Here is a 17367-nt window from a genome sequence, read left to right on the forward strand (position 1 = left end):
ACATTAAGTCTCAACTGCTGCCAACTCCCACATTAATTAACTCAGGAATAACTTCTTAGGCACTCTTCTTACTCATCACTCTTTTTACTATGTACCGCCTCCTTATGACCAATTACACAAAAAGACACACCAATAATAAAGATTGGTAGATCAATATCACCAAAAACATCCATTTTGGTTTACCAATAATTGATTAAAAAATATAGTCTAGTTGTCCAATAACACGAAAAAGGCAAAAAATGAGCAAAAAAATTTTTACCCTCGCCCCTGTAGCTTTAGCCGTTATGATTGCTGGATGTAATTCTGATGAAGGCAAAACGTACACTCAGCCAAGCGTCCAGTCTAAAGTTCATGAAGTATTGAATATTGATGGATATACCTTCAGAGATGCTAACGGTGATGGAGAGCTGACTCCTTATGAGGATTGGCGTTTACCTGTCGATGAACGAATTAGTGACCTGCTAGACCGAATGACGTTAGAAGAAAAAGTCGGCATGATGCTAATCGATACTCTCTATGCTGAAGCGCGCGGAACGACAGGAACGTTACATAAAAATTATATTCACGATCAGCACATGACCCGCTTTATCTTCCGTAATACCATCCTGACACAAGAAGAGATTGATAATCTTACCGATGATGAACGAGATAACCCACCTTCAGGCCCATTTGGTGCAAACTATCCAATAAGCCCTATGGAAGCGGCGCAGTATATGAATGCCGTTCAAGAAGAGATGGAAAAAACTCGACTAGGTATTCCTGCCCTACATAAATCTAATGCCCGAAATCATATCGAACCAGATGCCAGAGCTGGGATTAACGTCTCGGCCGGCGCTTTCACTGCATTCCCGAAGGAAGGCGGATTAGCAGCAATGAACGATATGGACATGGTGGCAAAATTTGCAGAGGTGATGAAAGCGGAATGGAACGCCATCGGTCTACGTGGTATGTATGGCTATATGGCTGATTTATCTACCGAGCCGAGATGGTATCGTGTTCATGAAACCTTTACTGAAGATGCTGACTTAGCCTCAAATATAATCGATACTTTAGTTACTAACCTGCAAGGTAACAGCGTTGACTCTGACAGTATCGTATTAACACTTAAGCATTTCCCTGGCGGCGGCCCACAATTCTTGGGGCTGGATCCACACTACCAAGCTGGCCAACATCAAAGTTACCCAGCCGGTCAATTTGATTACCACGTAAAACCATTTAAAGCCGCAATTGATGCTGGTGTTGCGTCTATCATGCCTTACTACGGCATTGTCGGTGGAGGTGACTGGTCAATCAATAGTCCTGATGGAGAAACAAATCTAGATGTCGGCGCTCCTCTCGGTGACCTGCTTAACGATCGAGATAAGGATACGGTACGTGTGGCCAATAACGATTACGGCGCTGATGTAGGCTCACCTGAAGGCAATGTTGGTAGTGCCTTCTCCAAAGGCATTCTGGACGATTTACTGCGTAAAGAACTTGGCTTTGATGGCGTAATCAATTCTGATACGGGCATCATTGGTGAACCAAATGCACCATTAACCGATTATCAAGCCCCAGCAAATAACCGTGCATGGGGTTTGCAAGACAAAACCCAATCAGAGTTATTTAAAATTGCTATTGAAGCTGGCACGGACGTATTTTCCGGTTTCCACGAAAATGCCAATATCTTGGATGTCGTAACACAGTACCCAGAACTGGAAGAACAGGTCGACAAGTCCGTTGCACGACTGCTAAAAGTTCAATTTGAACTTGGTTTGTTTGAAGATGCATACGTTGATGCATCGAAAGCGAATGAGATTGTAGCAAACCCAGATTCCAAAGCACTTGCGGATGAAGCACAGCGCAAAGCCATCGTGCTGTTGGATAACAAAGGCAGCGTACTTCCACTACCTGAATCAACAGCATCGGCACCAGTCAGCTTATTCACTATGGGTATGGACGGAACTGTCGCAGCAGAACACGGCTACGATGTCACCGTCGGCGACAATGAGGACGGCGTAAAAGTAGCGGATGCGACTGGAAGTGATTATGCGTTAATCAGAGTTAGAGTAAGTAATACTTCTGCTGGATTACTGTACTTCGGTGGCTCGAACTTCAATGAGGTTTCATCACTTGATTTCACAACAATGGCATCAGCTGCTGCCGGAGAAGGGGCTTCCTGGAAAATCTCGCCTTCACTGGAAGATATCCAAGCAGTGATGAATGAAGTCGGCGCTGAAAATACCGTTCTGTCTGTCTACTTCCGTCAGCCATATGTACTTGATGAAACGAGCAAAATGAATGACGCTGGTGCGATTTTGGCGACATTTGGTTCCAATGATGCGGCGTTAATGGATGTTGTTACAGGTAAATTTACCCCTTCTGGCAAGCTGCCATTTGCACTAGCAAATAAAGCGCAGGCAATTATTGACCAGGCATCAGATGCACCTGGTTATGCAGAGGCCGATACTTTATATCCATTTGGATATGGTATGGACGGCTTCGAAAAATAATTAACTGAAGACTACAAGGCCTGACGATTCAGGCCTTTATTAATTCTTATAAACCGAGGCATAGCATGTATACTTTGAACTGGAATGATAGCTCTGTTCCACACGAATTATGGGTAGAGAAAAATTCAGACGACACCACAACGCTCAATTTAAACGTAATCAAAGATCTCGAACCTGAATTACTTTCAATTAGTTTGCCCTACTCTGTAGATACAGTTGCAGAAGCGTGGCAAGGCAGTGCTAAAGCGATTTCAACGGCTTACGAGGATAAACATTTATACTCACAAGTTCGCAGTCTGTTTAATTTTGATCAAGGCTGTGTGGTATGGGCAGTGACTCATATCATGCTAAGTGACGGAAACAAAATGTCGGTGGATCGTCTGGCACTCATCCCCTCGATGAAAGAAGCAGACAACCAATTAACGCCGATGAATTAAGCAAAATAAACAGAGCTAGACTTCAAATGAAAAAAGCTGGCAATGCCAGCTTTTTCAGATCAATAACTTGAATAATTAACATCGCGTAAATCTCTCGCCTAAGATTCTGCGTTTAATCGCCCGGCAAGATAATCCATACAAGTGTCAGGGCTCGTCAAAACCGGAAGCGTCTCTGTTATCAGAGAAGCGGCGTTCACCATTGAAGCCTGTGCGAGCAGAACGGCTTGATAATGTTGCTCCGACTGTAACGTTTGGCCGATATCTTCGGCAATACAGCGATTAAACGAGTCCAGCTTGCCTTCTGTATAGAGATCCCATGCACGGTCAATCTGTCTGAATGTGAACTGCGTTTCCGGGGCTTGTGACTTAAGTAACGCCCCTGTCGGTTCGATAGTACTTTCGAGGGTCACCGCAACTAGCACACTATCATACTGCGCACTGATCTTCGCCATCGGCTTATCAACTCTGAACACGTTTTCATCAGGAAAACTGTCTACCACAGAACCTAAAGTGGAGCAGGTGCAGATGATGTAGTCGAATCCATCATTGAGCTTGGCTTTAAGGTATTGATGGATAACCTGAGTTGATCGCTCAGTTTGACCATTGTTACGAATGTCGGTAAGGAAACTTTCTTGAACATCATGGCTGATATCATGTTGGGGAAATTTCACCGCAGCGAGTGGTTCAAATAGTTTAGTATTGCTATCAAGTGTATGGAGAAACAAAATATTCATTACAAACCGTCCAGTATTATTTGTTCGATATAAAAAAACCTCTCCGAAAGGAGAGGTTTGGACTCGAAAATTTTGATTAAGCGTTAACGAGATCCACCGCCTCACGAGTTAGACGAGCAAGCTCTTCCCATTCACCAGCTTCAACCAGTTTTTTATCAACCATCCAAGTTCCGCCGCACGCAAGTACACGTGGCACTGCAAGGTAGTCTTTGATGTTCTTCTGGTTAATGCCGCCTGTAGGCATGATGTGCACGTCACCGTACGGAGCAAGAAGGGCTTTCACCATGTTTACACCACCGGACGCTTCCGCGGGGAAAAACTTAAGCGTAGTTAAACCCATTTCCAGCGCTGCTTCGATTGCACTAGGGTTATTTACACCAGGAATAATATCAATACCAATCTCCTGGCAGGCTTTTACCGTATTCGGGTTAAAGCCCGGCGATACAACGAAAGTCGCCCCTGCTTCTTTAGCCGCAATCGCCTGTTCTTTATTAAGTACCGTACCAGCACCGATCAGCATATCTGGCTGAGTTTCACGAAGTAGTCGAATTGCTTCAACAGCCGCATCAGAACGGAACGTAATTTCAGCGACTGGTAGACCGTTTTCTGCTAACACTTTACCTAGTGGAATGATGTCTTCGGCTTTATCGATAGCGATAACCGGAATAATTTTAAGCGCTTTTAGCTGTTCGTTGATTATAGACATTATAAATCCTTTGTCATTAGTTCTGTTTTTTCGTCACAATATCTGTGGCTGATTTAGGAATAATTGCACCACGATGCTGGATAACAACACCGGCAAGCGCATTACCACGCTGGCACGACTGTTCTAAAGATCCACCAGCTAGATAACTAGATAAGAAACCGCCGTTAAATGAATCCCCTGCTGATGTTGTGTCTACCACGGTTTCAACTGGTGTTGTAGCAACCGAATAGCAACTGTCATTGATGCTATCTCCGACCAAACATCCTTCTTCACCAAGCTTAACAATCACTTTGTTAACACCTAGTTTGTGCAATCGAGTCAGTGTTTCTTCAGGAGTGTTGTCCCCCCAAATGAGCTGTTCGTCATCGAAGGTAACCAAAGCGAGATCCGTGGTCTGATACATGGTTCGGTAATTTGATTTAACCGTTTTAAGTTCATCATCAGGCCACAGAGCCGGGCGATAGTTACTGTCAAACGCAACCTCAACGCCCTGAATGCGTAAAGCACCCAGAAGGTTCAGCAACTTAATTCGGTCTTCCTCTTCCAGGATCGCAAGACTGATACCACTCACAAACACCATGTCCATCTGAGTCAAGGATTCTTCGATACGAGTAAAGTCTGGATGCTGAAGCAGGTAGCGTGCCGGCGATTGATTACGCCAGTACAAAAAAGTACGCTCGCCTTGATCGTCTAGCTGAATAAGATAAAGCCCGGGAGTACGTTTCTCATCCCGCAACACTAAATCTGTACTGATGCCTTCCCCTTGCCAGCGGGTCACCATGCCTTCACTGAGAGGATCGGTACCCATTGCAGAAACGAATGAAACCTTAATGGCTCGATCTTCGGTATTGAGTTCGCAACCGCGGCTTAAATAAACCGCGGCATTGAGCGTATCTCCACCAAAGGTTTGATGCATAGCGCCAAACGGCTTACCGTTTAGCTCAATCATGCACTCTCCGATAATAGCGATATTTTTCATAACAAGCTCTTAGGCAAAGTAACGCTTAGCGTTGTTAAAGCAGATATCTTCAACCATTGGACCAAGTAAAGACAGGTCATTTGGCACTTCGCCATTTTCAGCCCAGCGGCCAACCATGTCACACAAGATTCGGCGGAAGTACTCGTGACGCGTGTACGATAAGAAGCTGCGTGAATCTGTCAGCATACCAACGAACTGGCTTAATAGACCAAGCTGTGACAACTGCTCCATTTGACGTTGCATGCCATCTTTCTGGTCATTGAACCACCAACCAGAACCAAACTGAACCTTACCTGCGATACCGCCACCTTGGAAATTACCAATCATGGTTGCCATCATTTCGTTGTCACGAGGGTTTAGACAGTAGAGGATCGTCTTAGGTAGCTCGTTGGTTTTATCCATATCATCAAGCAGATGTGCTAGCTCAAATGCGAATGTGCGGTCGCTGATAGAATCAAAGCCGGCATCAGCGCCCAGTATCTTGAACATGCGCGTGTTGTTATTGCGCTGAGCACCAATATGCAGCTGCATTACCCAACCCAACTTCGCATAACGCTTACCTAACCATACTTGTACTGCTGTCGAGAACTGAGCGCATTCCGTTTCTGACAATGTTTCTCCATTCAAACGGCGAGTAATTAAGCTATCAAGCTTTTGTTCTGAAGGAATTTCAGCATAACGTACGATTTCAATACCGTGGTCTGCTGCGCGACAACCATGAGCATCAAAATGTGCGAGGCGCTTGTCCAGAGCCTCCAGAAGCGTTGCAAAGTTCGAAATCTCAATATCCGCCGTCTGACCAAGCAGAGTCATGTATTCCGCAAAAACATCAAGTTCGATCTTGAAGGCTTTGTCTGGGCGCCAACTTGGTAATACATTAACATCAAAGCTTTCATCCGCAGCAATCACTGCATGATGCTCCAGTGAGTCGATTGGATCATCCGTTGTCCCTGCCATGACAACATTCATCTGCTTCATGATGCCACGAGCCGTAAATTCCGGCGTTTGCAGAAGCTCATTACATTCGTGCCAAATGCTGTCTGCAGTTTCGGCGTTTAATAGCTTATTGGTAATACCAAACGGGCGACGAAGCTCTAGATGTGTCCAGTGGAACAGAGGATTACCCAGCGTCATTGGGACGGTTTTAGCCCAAGCCTGGAACTTCTCATATTCAGTCGCATCGCCTGTGATCAAGCGTTCCTCAATACCTGCCGAACGCATCCCGCGCCATTTATAGTGATCACCTGCAAGCCAAATCTGGCTCAGGTTTTCAAATTGGCGGTTTTGTGCAACCTCTGCCGGATTTAAGTGGCAGTGGTAATCAAAAATTGGCTTATCTGCAGCATGCTCATGGTAAAGACGACGAGCAGTCTCATTGCTTAATAAGAAGTCGTCACACAGAAAATTTTTCATCTTTTTCCCCTTAAAGTGCTGCCACAGTGGCTCGAGCGCCATTTTCGATCAAAGACTGATATGCAGAGCTTACCGCATCAATCACCATTGGATTCTGACCGATTTCCGGTGCAAAAATTGCTTCGATTGCCAACAGCGCTGGTACAACCGATACGTTCTGACCATGCTCATCACATATCGCTTTTAGTTGTTCAGCCATAGGATCACGAACATCAATCTCATTGCCTTGCTCATCCACGGCTGACACATAACGCATCCAGCCCGCGATGCCTGCAGCCAGCCATTTGAAATCAGAGCCCTGCTCCAGGTGGAAACGTAAGCTGCCGCCCATACGCTGAGGGATCTTCTGGCTGCCATCCATTGCGATTTGCCACGTTTTATGCTTTAGGCTTGGGTTAGTGAAACGATCGATAAGCAATTTCGCATAACCTTCCAGGTCAGTACCTTCTGGCATATTTAACGAAGGTGCTTGAGCTTTTAGCATCATATCCAGTGCTGCTTTACGGTAGCCTTCGTCGGTCATTGTGTCAGAGATATGCGCATAGCCACCGAGGTAGCCAAGGTACGCAAGGAAAGAGTGACTGCCATTCAGCATACGTAGCTTCATCTCTTCGTAAGGTACAACATCTGCAACCAGTTCTGCGCCTGCGATATCCCAATCAGGACGGCCTGCAACAAAGTTGTCTTCGATTACCCACTGGCGGAATGGTTCACATGCAATACCACATGGGTCTTGAACGCCCAGAAGGTCAGTAATTTCGTTTAATGTTTCTTCTGTTGCCGCGGGAACAATGCGGTCAACCATAGTACATGGGAAAGTCACATTGGCTTCAATCCATTCACCTAACTCTGCGTCTAGCAATTTTGCAAACTCAAGAATGGCAGCTTTTGCTACATGGCCATTTTCTTGCACATTGTCACAAGACATTACCGTAAATGGTGTTAAACCACGCTCTCGACGAATTTTTAATGCTTGTACGATGTAACCCAATGCCGATTTAGGTTGAGTTGGGTTTTCTAAATCTGCGATAACAAGCGGACTATTTTTATCTAGTCGCCCTGTCGCAGGGTCTGCACAGTAACCCTTTTCTGTAATGGTCATAGAAACAATCGCAACTTGTGGCTCTGCCATTTTCTCAACAACAGCCTCAACACCATCAAGCGCCGGATGTAGCGACTCAGTCACCGAACCAATCACTTTAACATCAGTCGATTCAGCCCCCTTTTCAGCAACGGTATATAGATGCTCCTGCTTGCGAAGTGACCTAATTAATTCTTCACCACCAAAAAGGTTAACTTCGCAGATCCCCCAATCACTTTCAGACTTACGTGCAACCTCATCTGTAAATAAGCCTTGGTGAGCGCGGTGAAACGCACCAAACCCCAGATGAACGATTCGTGACTTCAGTTTAGAACGGTCGTAATTATTCAACTGAACGGTTTTATTCAATACCGTATTAGAAATATTTTGCATTTAGTTATCCCCATCTCGCGGGAACCCCGCGAGAAGTATATAAATTTATGGATTAGATTTAGTAGCCCAGAACCAGCTTCGGTAAGAACAGACTCAGCTCAGGAATAAAGGTAACAGCCATAAGTGCAGCTACCAGAGCTGCATAGAATGGCAACAATGGTTTGATAATTTTATTAATCGGCACATCTGCTACCGAACAACCAATGAATAACGCACTACCTACAGGAGGAGTACAAATACCAATAGCCAGGTTAAAGGTCATCATGATACCGAAGTGAACTGGGTCAATGCCCATATCCAATGCAATCGGCAGGAAAATAGGTGTGAAAATCAGAATCGCCGGAGTCATATCCATGAAGATACCAACAATCAAAAGAATTAGGTTAATAATCAAAAGGATCATTAAAGGATCTTCTGAGATTGCCAGCAGAGCGTCAGCAATGATGTATGGGATATCTGCGTTGGCCATTGCCCAAGACATACCCATTGACGCACCAACCAACAGGAGTACAATGGATGTAGTCACTGCTGATTCAAGTACAATTTTAGGTAGTTGTTTCCAAGCAACTTCTTTGTAAATCAGTACCGCAAGAACAAAGGTGTATACCACAGCAATAGCGGATGCTTCTGTTGCAGTGAAAATACCACCGATGATACCGCCCATGATAACCACAATAAGCATTAACGAAGGTGCAGCTTTTACAAACGTATCCCACACAACACGTAGTGTCGGTTTTTCAGCAACAGGGTAACCTCTTCGCTTAGCGATGAAACCAGCAACAAGCATTAAGCTTAATCCCATTAAAATACCCGGGATGTATCCTGCTAAGAAAAGCGCGGCAATAGATGTACCACCAGATACCAGCGAAAATACGATCAATGTATTACTTGGTGGAATCAACAGACCGGTAGGACATGAAGTAATGTTCACAGCGGCAGAAAAATGCTCATCGTATCCGTCTTTTTTCTGTAGTGGTGCCATCGTACCACCAACCGCAGCAGCAGAAGCCACAGCTGAACCAGAAATCGAACCGAACATCATGTTTGCCATCACGTTAACGTGCGCTAAAGAGCCTGGTAATCGACCGCCCAGTACTTTCGCAAAGTTAATTAAGCGAAGGGCAATACCACCCTGGTTCATAATGTTGCCAGCCAGAATAAAAAACGGAATCGCCAGCAATGCGAAGTTATCCAATCCGGCAGCCATCCTTTGTGCGACTACTGCGATAGCAGGCTCAAGCGGAAGACTTGTTAAGATAGTGGTAAGCGACGAGAGTCCGATCGCAAATGAGACTGGCACACCAATAGCCAGCAGCACACCAAACGTGCCAAATAGTATTAGTAGAATTTGCATTTCCATAAGTGGAGTCCTTAATTAGTCTGCTTGTGATTCAACAGAGCATTCATCATTAGCGGAAAGAGATTTCACTCGTTCACAAGAAAAAATCACAGAATAAAAGATCATCAATGCTCCACTGATTGGAAGACAAAAATAGATATATCCCATCTCTAGCCCTAACGCCGGCGTTACCTGTCCGGTAGCTAAAGTTTTCATAGCCAACTGACTTCCGCCATACACCAGAACAACCCCGGCAAAAACAGCGATAGCAATCTGAATAACTATTTCATTAACAATTTTGCGCTTCCCTTTAAGCGTCATCGTCAGAAGATCAATGGCCAGGTGACGTTTGAGGCCGGTTGTATAAGCTGCGCCGATCAACGCAACCCACATGAAGAGATATCTAGCAAGTTCGTCAGTAACTGTGCTTGGTTTACCAATTACATATCTTGATAAGACCTGCCAAATTACACAAAAAACAAGAAAGGTCGATAGAGATACAGTAAATGCTGCAAGCCCCTTATTAATGTAGTTGACCAGTTTATTCATTTTCATTTCCTTTAAACCACCGCGTTCCAATATGGTTTACCAATACAAGAATTTTATTTTTAGCCGGTGCTTGGTTAAGTCGTAAGGTTCGTGGGGGATTATAAATAGCCAACTGAACTTGTCACGTGAGCTGAATCACACAACAATTGGCACACCAAATTGTTTACTTTTATTGTGATCCAAGACAATTTAGGCGGAATTTATGTTTGAACAATGGATATTGGCATGCCAATATCCATTCGAAACAAAAATTGCTCTATAAATTAATTACGAATAAAAAAGGTTACTGATATGAAAAAAACAGTATTAGGTGCAGCGGTTGGGGCTGCAATGCTACTTGGCTCCACTGCATCTGCTTTCGCAGCGACAACGTTAAAATTAAGCCACAACCATCCTAGAGACCATGCGGTTCATAAAGCGATGGACTACATGGCAAAAGAAGTACAAAAATTAACGGATGGAGAAGTTCGAATTCGTATTTACCCTGATGCCCAACTCGGCACTCAACGTGAATCAATGGAACTGATGCAAAACGGTGCGCTTGATATGGTAAAGAGTAACGCTGCTGAGCTAGAAGCCTTCTCTCCAGCCTACTCTGCTTTCAACCTTCCTTATTTATTTAGAGACAAAGAACATTACTACTCAGTGACTGGTGGTGAAGTTGGCAAAGAAATACTGAATTCATCCAAAGACAGTGGATTTATTGGTGTTACATATTACGATGCAGGCGCACGTAGCTTCTATACAAGTAAACCAATTAATACTCCAGAGGATCTTAAAGGCCTTAAGGTACGCGTACAGCCAAGCCCATCAGCAATCGCGATGGTTAAAGCGCTGGGCGGTAACCCAACACCACTTGCATACGGCGAACTTTACACAGCACTTCAACAAGGTGTTGTTGATGCAGCAGAAAACAACATTCCTTCATTTAGCTTGAGTCGTCATAGCGAAGTTTCTAAATACTACAGTATGGACGAACATACTATGGTTCCAGATGTTCTAGTAGTTTCGACTAAAACATACGATAGCCTAACAACAGAACAGCAAGAAGCTTTGATGGAAGCTGCTAAAGCTTCATCTGAGTACATGAAAGAACTTTGGGCTGAATCTGAAGCGAAAGAGCGCAAGAAAGCAGAAAAGATGGGCGTAACGTTTGTTGAACCAGACAAAAATGCATTCGTGCAAGCTGTACAGCCTATGTATACAGAGATTGCTTCATCCAACCCTGAGCTAAGCAAACTGGTGGACAAGATCAAATCGGTTCAATAATCAGTAAAATTAGGAAGTTGCCACTTTTATAAAATTTTGGTTGACCAATTATTTCTTACCATTATCATAGCGTAAGAATCAGATGGAATATTTAAAAATAGCATCAAATGTCTAATACACCGAAAAGAGCGTACCAAGAAATTGGGCTCATACTACAAAATGAATTAATGGAAGGTCTGTACAAAGTCGGAGACAGGCTACCTCCTGAACGTGATATAGCAGAACGCATGAATGTTAGTCGTACAGTCGTGCGGGAGGCGATCATTATGTTGGAGCTCCAGAAGTTAGTAGAGGTTAAGAAAGGCTCTGGTGTTTATGTTTGTAATATTCCATCGTCAGCCGATACAGTAGACAACGAAATCGACGATGACGTAGGTCCGTTTGAGTTGCTTCAAGCTCGCCAGCTACTAGAAAGTAATATTGCAGAGTTTGCAGCGACGATGGCCACGCCTAGTGATATTGGTCGAATGCGTCAAGCACTCGCTTTAGAGCGCAAAGAGCTAGAAAGCGGTTCAGCAGAGAGTCGTGGAGATGAACAGTTCCACGTTTGTATCGCTGAAGCTACTCAAAATACTGTATTGGTCGATATCTTAAAGCAATCATGGGGAGGGCGTTTCAAAAGCCCAATGTGGAAAAAACTCCACACCCGGATACATGGTCAAGATTATCGTAACGAGTGGGTGGATGACCACGAGAAAATACTTGCTGCCATCCAACGCCGAGACCCTATTGCAGCCAAAAGTGCCATGTGGCAACACCTTGAAAATGTCAAACAACGCCTACTTGAGTTGTCTGATATTGATGACCCTAACTTTGATGGATATTTGTTCAATTCAAATCCAGTCATATCGCTGAAGACGAATTAACTACTGTCGCTGTTAATCATTACTTCCAATATAGCTAGCTATACCTCTGTATAGCTAAAAATAGTAAACGCATTTAGTTTTGTACTCATTTTTGAGTAGGGCTGACTGCGTCTAATACAAGGTAAATTACATGGAACAAACATGGCGTTGGTACGGTCCTAACGATCCTGTATCACTAGATGATATTAAACAAGCGGGTGCAACTGGCATTGTGAACGCACTGCACCATATTCCAAATGGTGAAGTTTGGACAAAAGAAGAAATCCTAAAACGTAAAGCGATTATCGAAGCGAAAGGATTTGTCTGGTCTGTTGTAGAAAGCGTCCCAGTTCATGAAGAAATTAAAACTCGCACAGGTAACTACGCTCAGTGGATCGAAAACTACAAGCAATCTCTGATTAACCTCGCTGAGTGCGGTATTGATACCGTTTGTTATAATTTTATGCCAGTACTTGATTGGACTCGTACTGACCTAGAATACCAACTTGCAGATGGTTCAAAAGCGCTGCGCTTTGATCAAATCGAGTTTGCAGCATTTGAACTGCACATTCTTAAGCGACCAAACGCAAAAGCTGACTATACAGAAAAAGAACAACAAGAGGCACAAGCGCGCTTCGAGTCAATGACTCAAGCGGAAATCGATAAGCTAACTTCAAACATCATCGCAGGTCTCCCTGGCGCTGAAGAAGGCTACACACTGGGAGAGTTTCAGGCTCGCCTTGATACTTACAAAGATATCGATAAAGAGAAGCTTCGTGAGCACATGGTATTGTTCTTGAAAGAGCTAATGCCAGTTTGTGAGCAATATGGCCTCAAGCTAGCTGTACATCCGGACGATCCACCGCGTCCGATTTTAGGCCTGCCTAGAATTGTATCAACCATTGAAGACATTGAAGCACTAACTACTGCAGTTCCGAGCAAGATGAATGGCATTACAATGTGTACTGGATCTTACGGTGTACGTGGCGACAATGATCTTGTGAAAATGATCGAAACTTACGGTGATCGTATTTACTTTACGCATCTACGTTCAACTCAACGTGAAGAAAACCCGATGAGTTTCCACGAAGCGGCACACCTTGAGGGCGACGTTGATATGTATAATGTTATCAACGCACTACTTAAAGAAGAATACCGCCGTAAAGGCGAAGGTGAGACTCGCTTAATCCCAATGCGCCCTGACCACGGCCATCAAATGATTGATGACCTGAAAAAGAAAACTAACCCTGGTTATTCTTGTATTGGCCGCCTAAAAGGTCTTGCGGAAATACGTGGCGTAGAGCTAGCACTAAAACGAACGCTATATAGTTAAATATCTGCACCCAAATAGACCCTGCTATAAGCCGGGTCTATTTTTATTGTTTACACTGCCAGTATATCCGAGAAACTCCTTACTGTATTACTCGATGTTTAACTGATAAAAATTCATATCACATGTAAAAATAAAAAGTACTTTAGGTTTTGGTTAAAGATTAGAAAATAATAACCTATTACGTTTTACTACTTACTATTGGTAAAGATTGATAAGTTACTAATGCACCTAGTACTCCACCCAATATAACTTTAAAGACCAACGCAGAATAAAATGATATTGAATTTATATCTAGCAATAGAAACCCACCAAAATTTATAGCTAGACTCAATAGTGCTGACAACAGTGCGAATAATAAACTAGCGATAATATAATGGCGTGATTGCCAGTTATCTCTCATCATCAGTCCGTTTAGCTTTCCACCGGCAACGCGTTTTGAGGTTATCAATGTCGGCACTAATGACGCCATCAACCCAATAGCAAAGCCTTGTATCATTGAGTCTAGGAGCAACCCATCGACACCCCACACTGGTAAATTCTTTACCGGATAAAAAACTAAATACAGAAACAATAAACTAAGAACAGAGTTAATGACAAAGCTAACTAAAGATTCCTTTTTTAAATAATATTCCGATTCCATTTATATTCTCCAATATAATAATGGGTACAGTTTATCGCACAGCTTAGACACAGAGTATTTCTGTGTCTAAGTCATAATGAGAAAAGAGAAATTAATGTAGATAAAATAAAGTTATAAATTTAGTCTGTTTTTTAATACAGGAAGACTATTAAGTGCCTTGGAGTAAAATATTTTCATTCCTTCACATAAATAATTTAGCCCCTTTTCACCCTCCGGCGTTTTTAGTAAACGATTTTTAGGGCACTCACCCCAGCACATTTCTAAAAAGTAACACTCACGACAATATTTTGGCAGCGATTGATACTTATGAGAACCAAATGCCACTTGCTGAGAAGAAAATACGGCGTCAACCTGATGTACATCTGCAATATTGCCTAACTTGTATTCCGGATAGACAAAATGATCACAACTAAAAATGTCACCGTTATGCTCTAATGCGACTGCTCCACCACACTGCTTGGCATTCACACATTTCTGAGCTCCACGACCAAACATAATTGAGATTATATTTTCAAACTGGTCGACAAATACTGCACCGAAATCCTTCTCGATCCACTCCTGCCAAACGGCAGAAAGAAAGACGCCCCACTGCTTTGCTGGCACACTCCAATCTGTCACGATAGATTTCGCCTCTCCGGGTTGATAACCTCCCCCACCGATTTTCGGAAAAGCTTCTTTAGGCCAGAATCCCGGCGCAACATCAGTAAAGCTATTCGGTTCAACCGCTGGTATGAACTGAATAATGGCAGGCTTCACTTCGTCACGGATAAAGCGATAAACCTCCAACGGGTACTGTGCGTTATCACGATTAACTACGCACAATGCGTTAAATTCCACATTATGCTTATGTAGCAAATTGACTGCTTTCATAACCGAATGGAAGCTGGGGTTACCATTTTTGGTCATGCGATGGCGATTGTGAAACGCCTCCGGGCCATCAATTGACAACCCAACAAGGAAATCATGTCGGGCTAAAAATTCACACCATTCATCGTTCAGTAAAGTGCCGTTGGTCTGCAGATCGTTATAAATCACCTGCCCCGTTTTCTGGTATTTCTTTTGCAAAATGACAACTTTTTTAAAAAAGTTTAATCCCATCAAAGTTGGCTCACCACCTTGCCAAGTGAATACCACCTGCTCTCCGGTATTAGCCTCTATGTACTGACGGATATGTTGTTCCAATACCTCGTCGCTCATACGCGGACGCTTAGGCTGAGCAAATAAATCTTCTTTATGCAGATAAAAACAGTAAGAGCAATCGAGATTACATTGAGCGCCACTTGGCTTTAACATGGTATGAAAACTACGGATACCACTTCTGTCGGTATGCTTAAACTTCATTTTGGGCTCAACCAGCTTTGCGCGGTTAAATAGCTGCTGGTTATGCTCCTCAGCCGTGACATCGACTACTTTTATGTTCTCGTACGACATTGCCTCTCCCTGATGGCCTACGGTTTTTACTGTATTGAGATTATCTGACGCTCTCCTGCGACAAATTTAGTAAGACTTAGCTGACTGCAACGACCTGCTGCTCGATGATACCAAACGGTCCATCGTGACCATCTTCATACTTAGCCTGCATGCGCACTGTATCACCAAAGCGCATAAATGAAGTCTTACATTCTCCCAGATCTATCATCTCGATCACACGTCGCTCTGCAATACATGCCGAACCCGCACTTCGCGCTTTATTTGAAACCGTCCCTGAACCGATAATACTGCCAGCGGTTAATTTGCGGCTGCGGGCAGCATGAGCAATTAACTGACCAAACGAGAAGTTCATCTCCTTACCGTGTGGTTCACCGAATCTATTCCCATTCCATTCAACCGCCAAATGCATGTTAACTCTGCCATCTCGCCAAGCATCCCCTAACTCATCGGGCGTGACCGCGACAGGAGCGAAGCTTGAGGAAGGTTTAGCCTGCAAAAAGCCAAAACCCGTTGCCATTTCTCTTGGGCCCAGCGCTCGCAAACTCCAGTCATTGATTTGTACAATCAAGCGAATGTGTTGCTCAGCATTTTCACTGGATGTTGTCATTGCGACTTCATCAACAATGACGCCGAACTCGCCCTCAAAATCGATCCCGTCGTTTTCAGAAGCCATCATCACATCCGCATGTGGACCTAATAAGTCATCACTGGCTCCCTGATACATGACAGGGATGGTATCCATATCAGCGATAGGTTTAGTATTAAAGGCTTGTTCCATTAGCTTAGCGTGGTTTAAAAAAGCGGAACCATCTAACCATTGTGGGCTGCGTGGCAAAGGCGCACCACATTGGGCGGGGTTGAATGTAAAAGCTAACGGCAGCAAACCATCGTTAAGCTGCTGATACAGAGCTTCTAAGTGTGGCTGATACTGACTCCAGTTTTGAACGACCGTCAATAAATTTGGGGCAATATGAGCCGCACTGACTGCCTGAGATAAATCTTTTGATACCAGTAGTAAGCTACCGTCCAGACTGCCGTCAGTTAAAGTCGCAAACTTCATTTTATTCTCCAATCAATGCAACGATAAAGCCAAATGCAAACTCGACTTTATCGTTATTAAATCCCGATTTACTCGTCGTGAGTTGCTATTGCACGTGCAATTTCCGGCTCATATTCGCCATCCACCAAAATGAACAAAATACGGCACATTTTGTCTGTTCGGTTGGCCCACGCGTGGTTTGTACCTCGCTGAACAACGACACTGCCAGGCTTCAAATCCACTTCACCGTCGTCAACAATCAATGTTAGTTCGCCTTCAATAACAATCCCGTAGTCGATGGATTGTGTGCGGTGCATAAGTGGATGAGGAGAGTCTTTCTTTACTGTCGAAGCATGATTATCACCAACACTTTCAAACATGCCCTGCATCTTTTCGTGCCCATTGTTGAGGAACTCTTTTGTATCTGGCGGAATGTCAACAAAGCGGATACGAGTACCATTTTTAGGCGGTGGCAATGTTACCGGACCTATGGTTGGATCGTCACCATTATCAATTACTGCTGGTGTCGCACTGGTATTCCAGATTTCGTGAAAACGCGTTCCCGGTACAGCTTCCAAATCCATTAATGTTGATAGCGGGCCATTGTGAGTAATGATTGCGTTGCCATTTTCATCATGGCCGGTCACCACGCGGTGTATATCAGGTAAACTCATGCTTATTCCTTAA

General features: G+C 43.9%; 16 protein-coding genes. 5 read left to right on the forward strand and 11 right to left on the reverse strand.

All coding sequences use genetic code 11. The features are described from left to right. Positions 1 to 239 precede the first annotated feature (239 nt). Positions 240 to 2492 carry a glycoside hydrolase family 3 N-terminal domain-containing protein gene (locus ACWYU8_RS06245; RefSeq protein WP_457518092.1) on the forward strand — a complete coding sequence of 751 codons (2253 nt, stop codon included), beginning with the start codon at positions 240 to 242 and terminating at the stop codon, positions 2490 to 2492. A gap of 65 nt (positions 2493 to 2557) precedes the next feature. Further along, on the forward strand, positions 2558 to 2929 hold the full coding sequence (locus ACWYU8_RS06250) for a hypothetical protein (protein WP_457518094.1): 372 nt from the start codon (positions 2558 to 2560) through the stop codon (positions 2927 to 2929). A 98-nt stretch (positions 2930 to 3027) separates the two neighbouring features. Here the strand turns inward: ACWYU8_RS06250 and ACWYU8_RS06255 are convergent, their stop codons facing one another. The 7 genes from ACWYU8_RS06255 to ACWYU8_RS06285 form a co-directional block, all read right to left on the reverse strand. Continuing rightward, positions 3028 to 3663 (reverse strand): hypothetical protein, encoded by a 636-nt coding sequence (locus ACWYU8_RS06255; protein ID WP_457518096.1) that lies wholly within the window; start codon positions 3661 to 3663, stop codon positions 3028 to 3030. A gap of 76 nt (positions 3664 to 3739) precedes the next feature. Then, complete coding sequence (locus tag ACWYU8_RS06260; RefSeq protein WP_457518098.1) at positions 3740 to 4369, reverse strand: bifunctional 4-hydroxy-2-oxoglutarate aldolase/2-dehydro-3-deoxy-phosphogluconate aldolase; 630 nt, start codon at positions 4367 to 4369, stop codon at positions 3740 to 3742. A 16-nt stretch (positions 4370 to 4385) separates the two neighbouring features. Continuing rightward, entirely contained in the window at positions 4386 to 5348 is a 963-nt protein-coding gene (locus ACWYU8_RS06265) for a sugar kinase (RefSeq protein WP_457518099.1), read from the reverse strand. A 9-nt stretch (positions 5349 to 5357) separates the two neighbouring features. Then, the gene (uxaC, locus tag ACWYU8_RS06270) at positions 5358 to 6761 is read right to left on the reverse strand and encodes a glucuronate isomerase (RefSeq protein ID WP_457518101.1); all 1404 of its coding nucleotides are present in this window, start codon (positions 6759 to 6761) and stop codon (positions 5358 to 5360) included. 10 nt (positions 6762 to 6771) lie between these two features. Continuing rightward, positions 6772 to 8235 carry a fructuronate reductase gene (locus ACWYU8_RS06275; RefSeq protein ID WP_457518103.1) on the reverse strand — a complete coding sequence of 488 codons (1464 nt, stop codon included), beginning with the start codon at positions 8233 to 8235 and terminating at the stop codon, positions 6772 to 6774. A gap of 58 nt (positions 8236 to 8293) precedes the next feature. Then, positions 8294 to 9595, reverse strand: coding sequence for a TRAP transporter large permease (locus tag ACWYU8_RS06280; RefSeq protein ID WP_457518104.1), 1302 nt, complete (start codon positions 9593 to 9595; stop codon positions 8294 to 8296). Positions 9596 to 9610: 15 nt separating this feature from the next. Further along, on the reverse strand, positions 9611 to 10123 hold the full coding sequence (locus ACWYU8_RS06285) for a TRAP transporter small permease (protein ID WP_457518106.1): 513 nt from the start codon (positions 10121 to 10123) through the stop codon (positions 9611 to 9613). Positions 10124 to 10414: 291 nt separating this feature from the next. Between ACWYU8_RS06285 and ACWYU8_RS06290 the strand changes: the two genes are divergently transcribed. The 3 genes from ACWYU8_RS06290 (at position 10415) to uxuA (ending at position 13570) form a co-directional block, all read left to right on the forward strand. After that, a complete protein-coding gene (locus tag ACWYU8_RS06290; RefSeq protein WP_457518107.1) occupies positions 10415 to 11392 on the forward strand; it encodes a DctP family TRAP transporter solute-binding subunit in 978 nt (325 codons plus the stop codon). A 107-nt stretch (positions 11393 to 11499) separates the two neighbouring features. Further along, positions 11500 to 12258, forward strand: coding sequence for an FCD domain-containing protein (locus ACWYU8_RS06295; protein ID WP_457518109.1), 759 nt, complete (start codon positions 11500 to 11502; stop codon positions 12256 to 12258). Between the two features lie 130 nt (positions 12259 to 12388). After that, positions 12389 to 13570 (forward strand): mannonate dehydratase, encoded by a 1182-nt coding sequence (gene uxuA / locus ACWYU8_RS06300; protein ID WP_457518111.1) that lies wholly within the window; start codon positions 12389 to 12391, stop codon positions 13568 to 13570. Positions 13571 to 13748: 178 nt separating this feature from the next. Here the strand turns inward: uxuA and ACWYU8_RS06305 are convergent, their stop codons facing one another. From ACWYU8_RS06305 to ACWYU8_RS06320, 4 genes are all read right to left on the reverse strand, one after another. Further along, the gene (locus tag ACWYU8_RS06305; RefSeq protein WP_457518112.1) at positions 13749 to 14210 is read right to left on the reverse strand and encodes a hypothetical protein; all 462 of its coding nucleotides are present in this window, start codon (positions 14208 to 14210) and stop codon (positions 13749 to 13751) included. Positions 14211 to 14321: 111 nt separating this feature from the next. After that, positions 14322 to 15641 carry an anaerobic sulfatase maturase gene (locus ACWYU8_RS06310; RefSeq protein WP_457518114.1) on the reverse strand — a complete coding sequence of 440 codons (1320 nt, stop codon included), beginning with the start codon at positions 15639 to 15641 and terminating at the stop codon, positions 14322 to 14324. 76 nt (positions 15642 to 15717) lie between these two features. Continuing rightward, complete coding sequence (locus ACWYU8_RS06315; protein WP_457518116.1) at positions 15718 to 16701, reverse strand: fumarylacetoacetate hydrolase family protein; 984 nt, start codon at positions 16699 to 16701, stop codon at positions 15718 to 15720. Positions 16702 to 16769: 68 nt separating this feature from the next. Continuing rightward, positions 16770 to 17354 carry a cupin domain-containing protein gene (locus ACWYU8_RS06320; RefSeq protein ID WP_457518118.1) on the reverse strand — a complete coding sequence of 195 codons (585 nt, stop codon included), beginning with the start codon at positions 17352 to 17354 and terminating at the stop codon, positions 16770 to 16772. Positions 17355 to 17367 lie beyond the last annotated feature (13 nt).

This window comes from Vibrio limimangrovi (assembly GCF_054064025.1).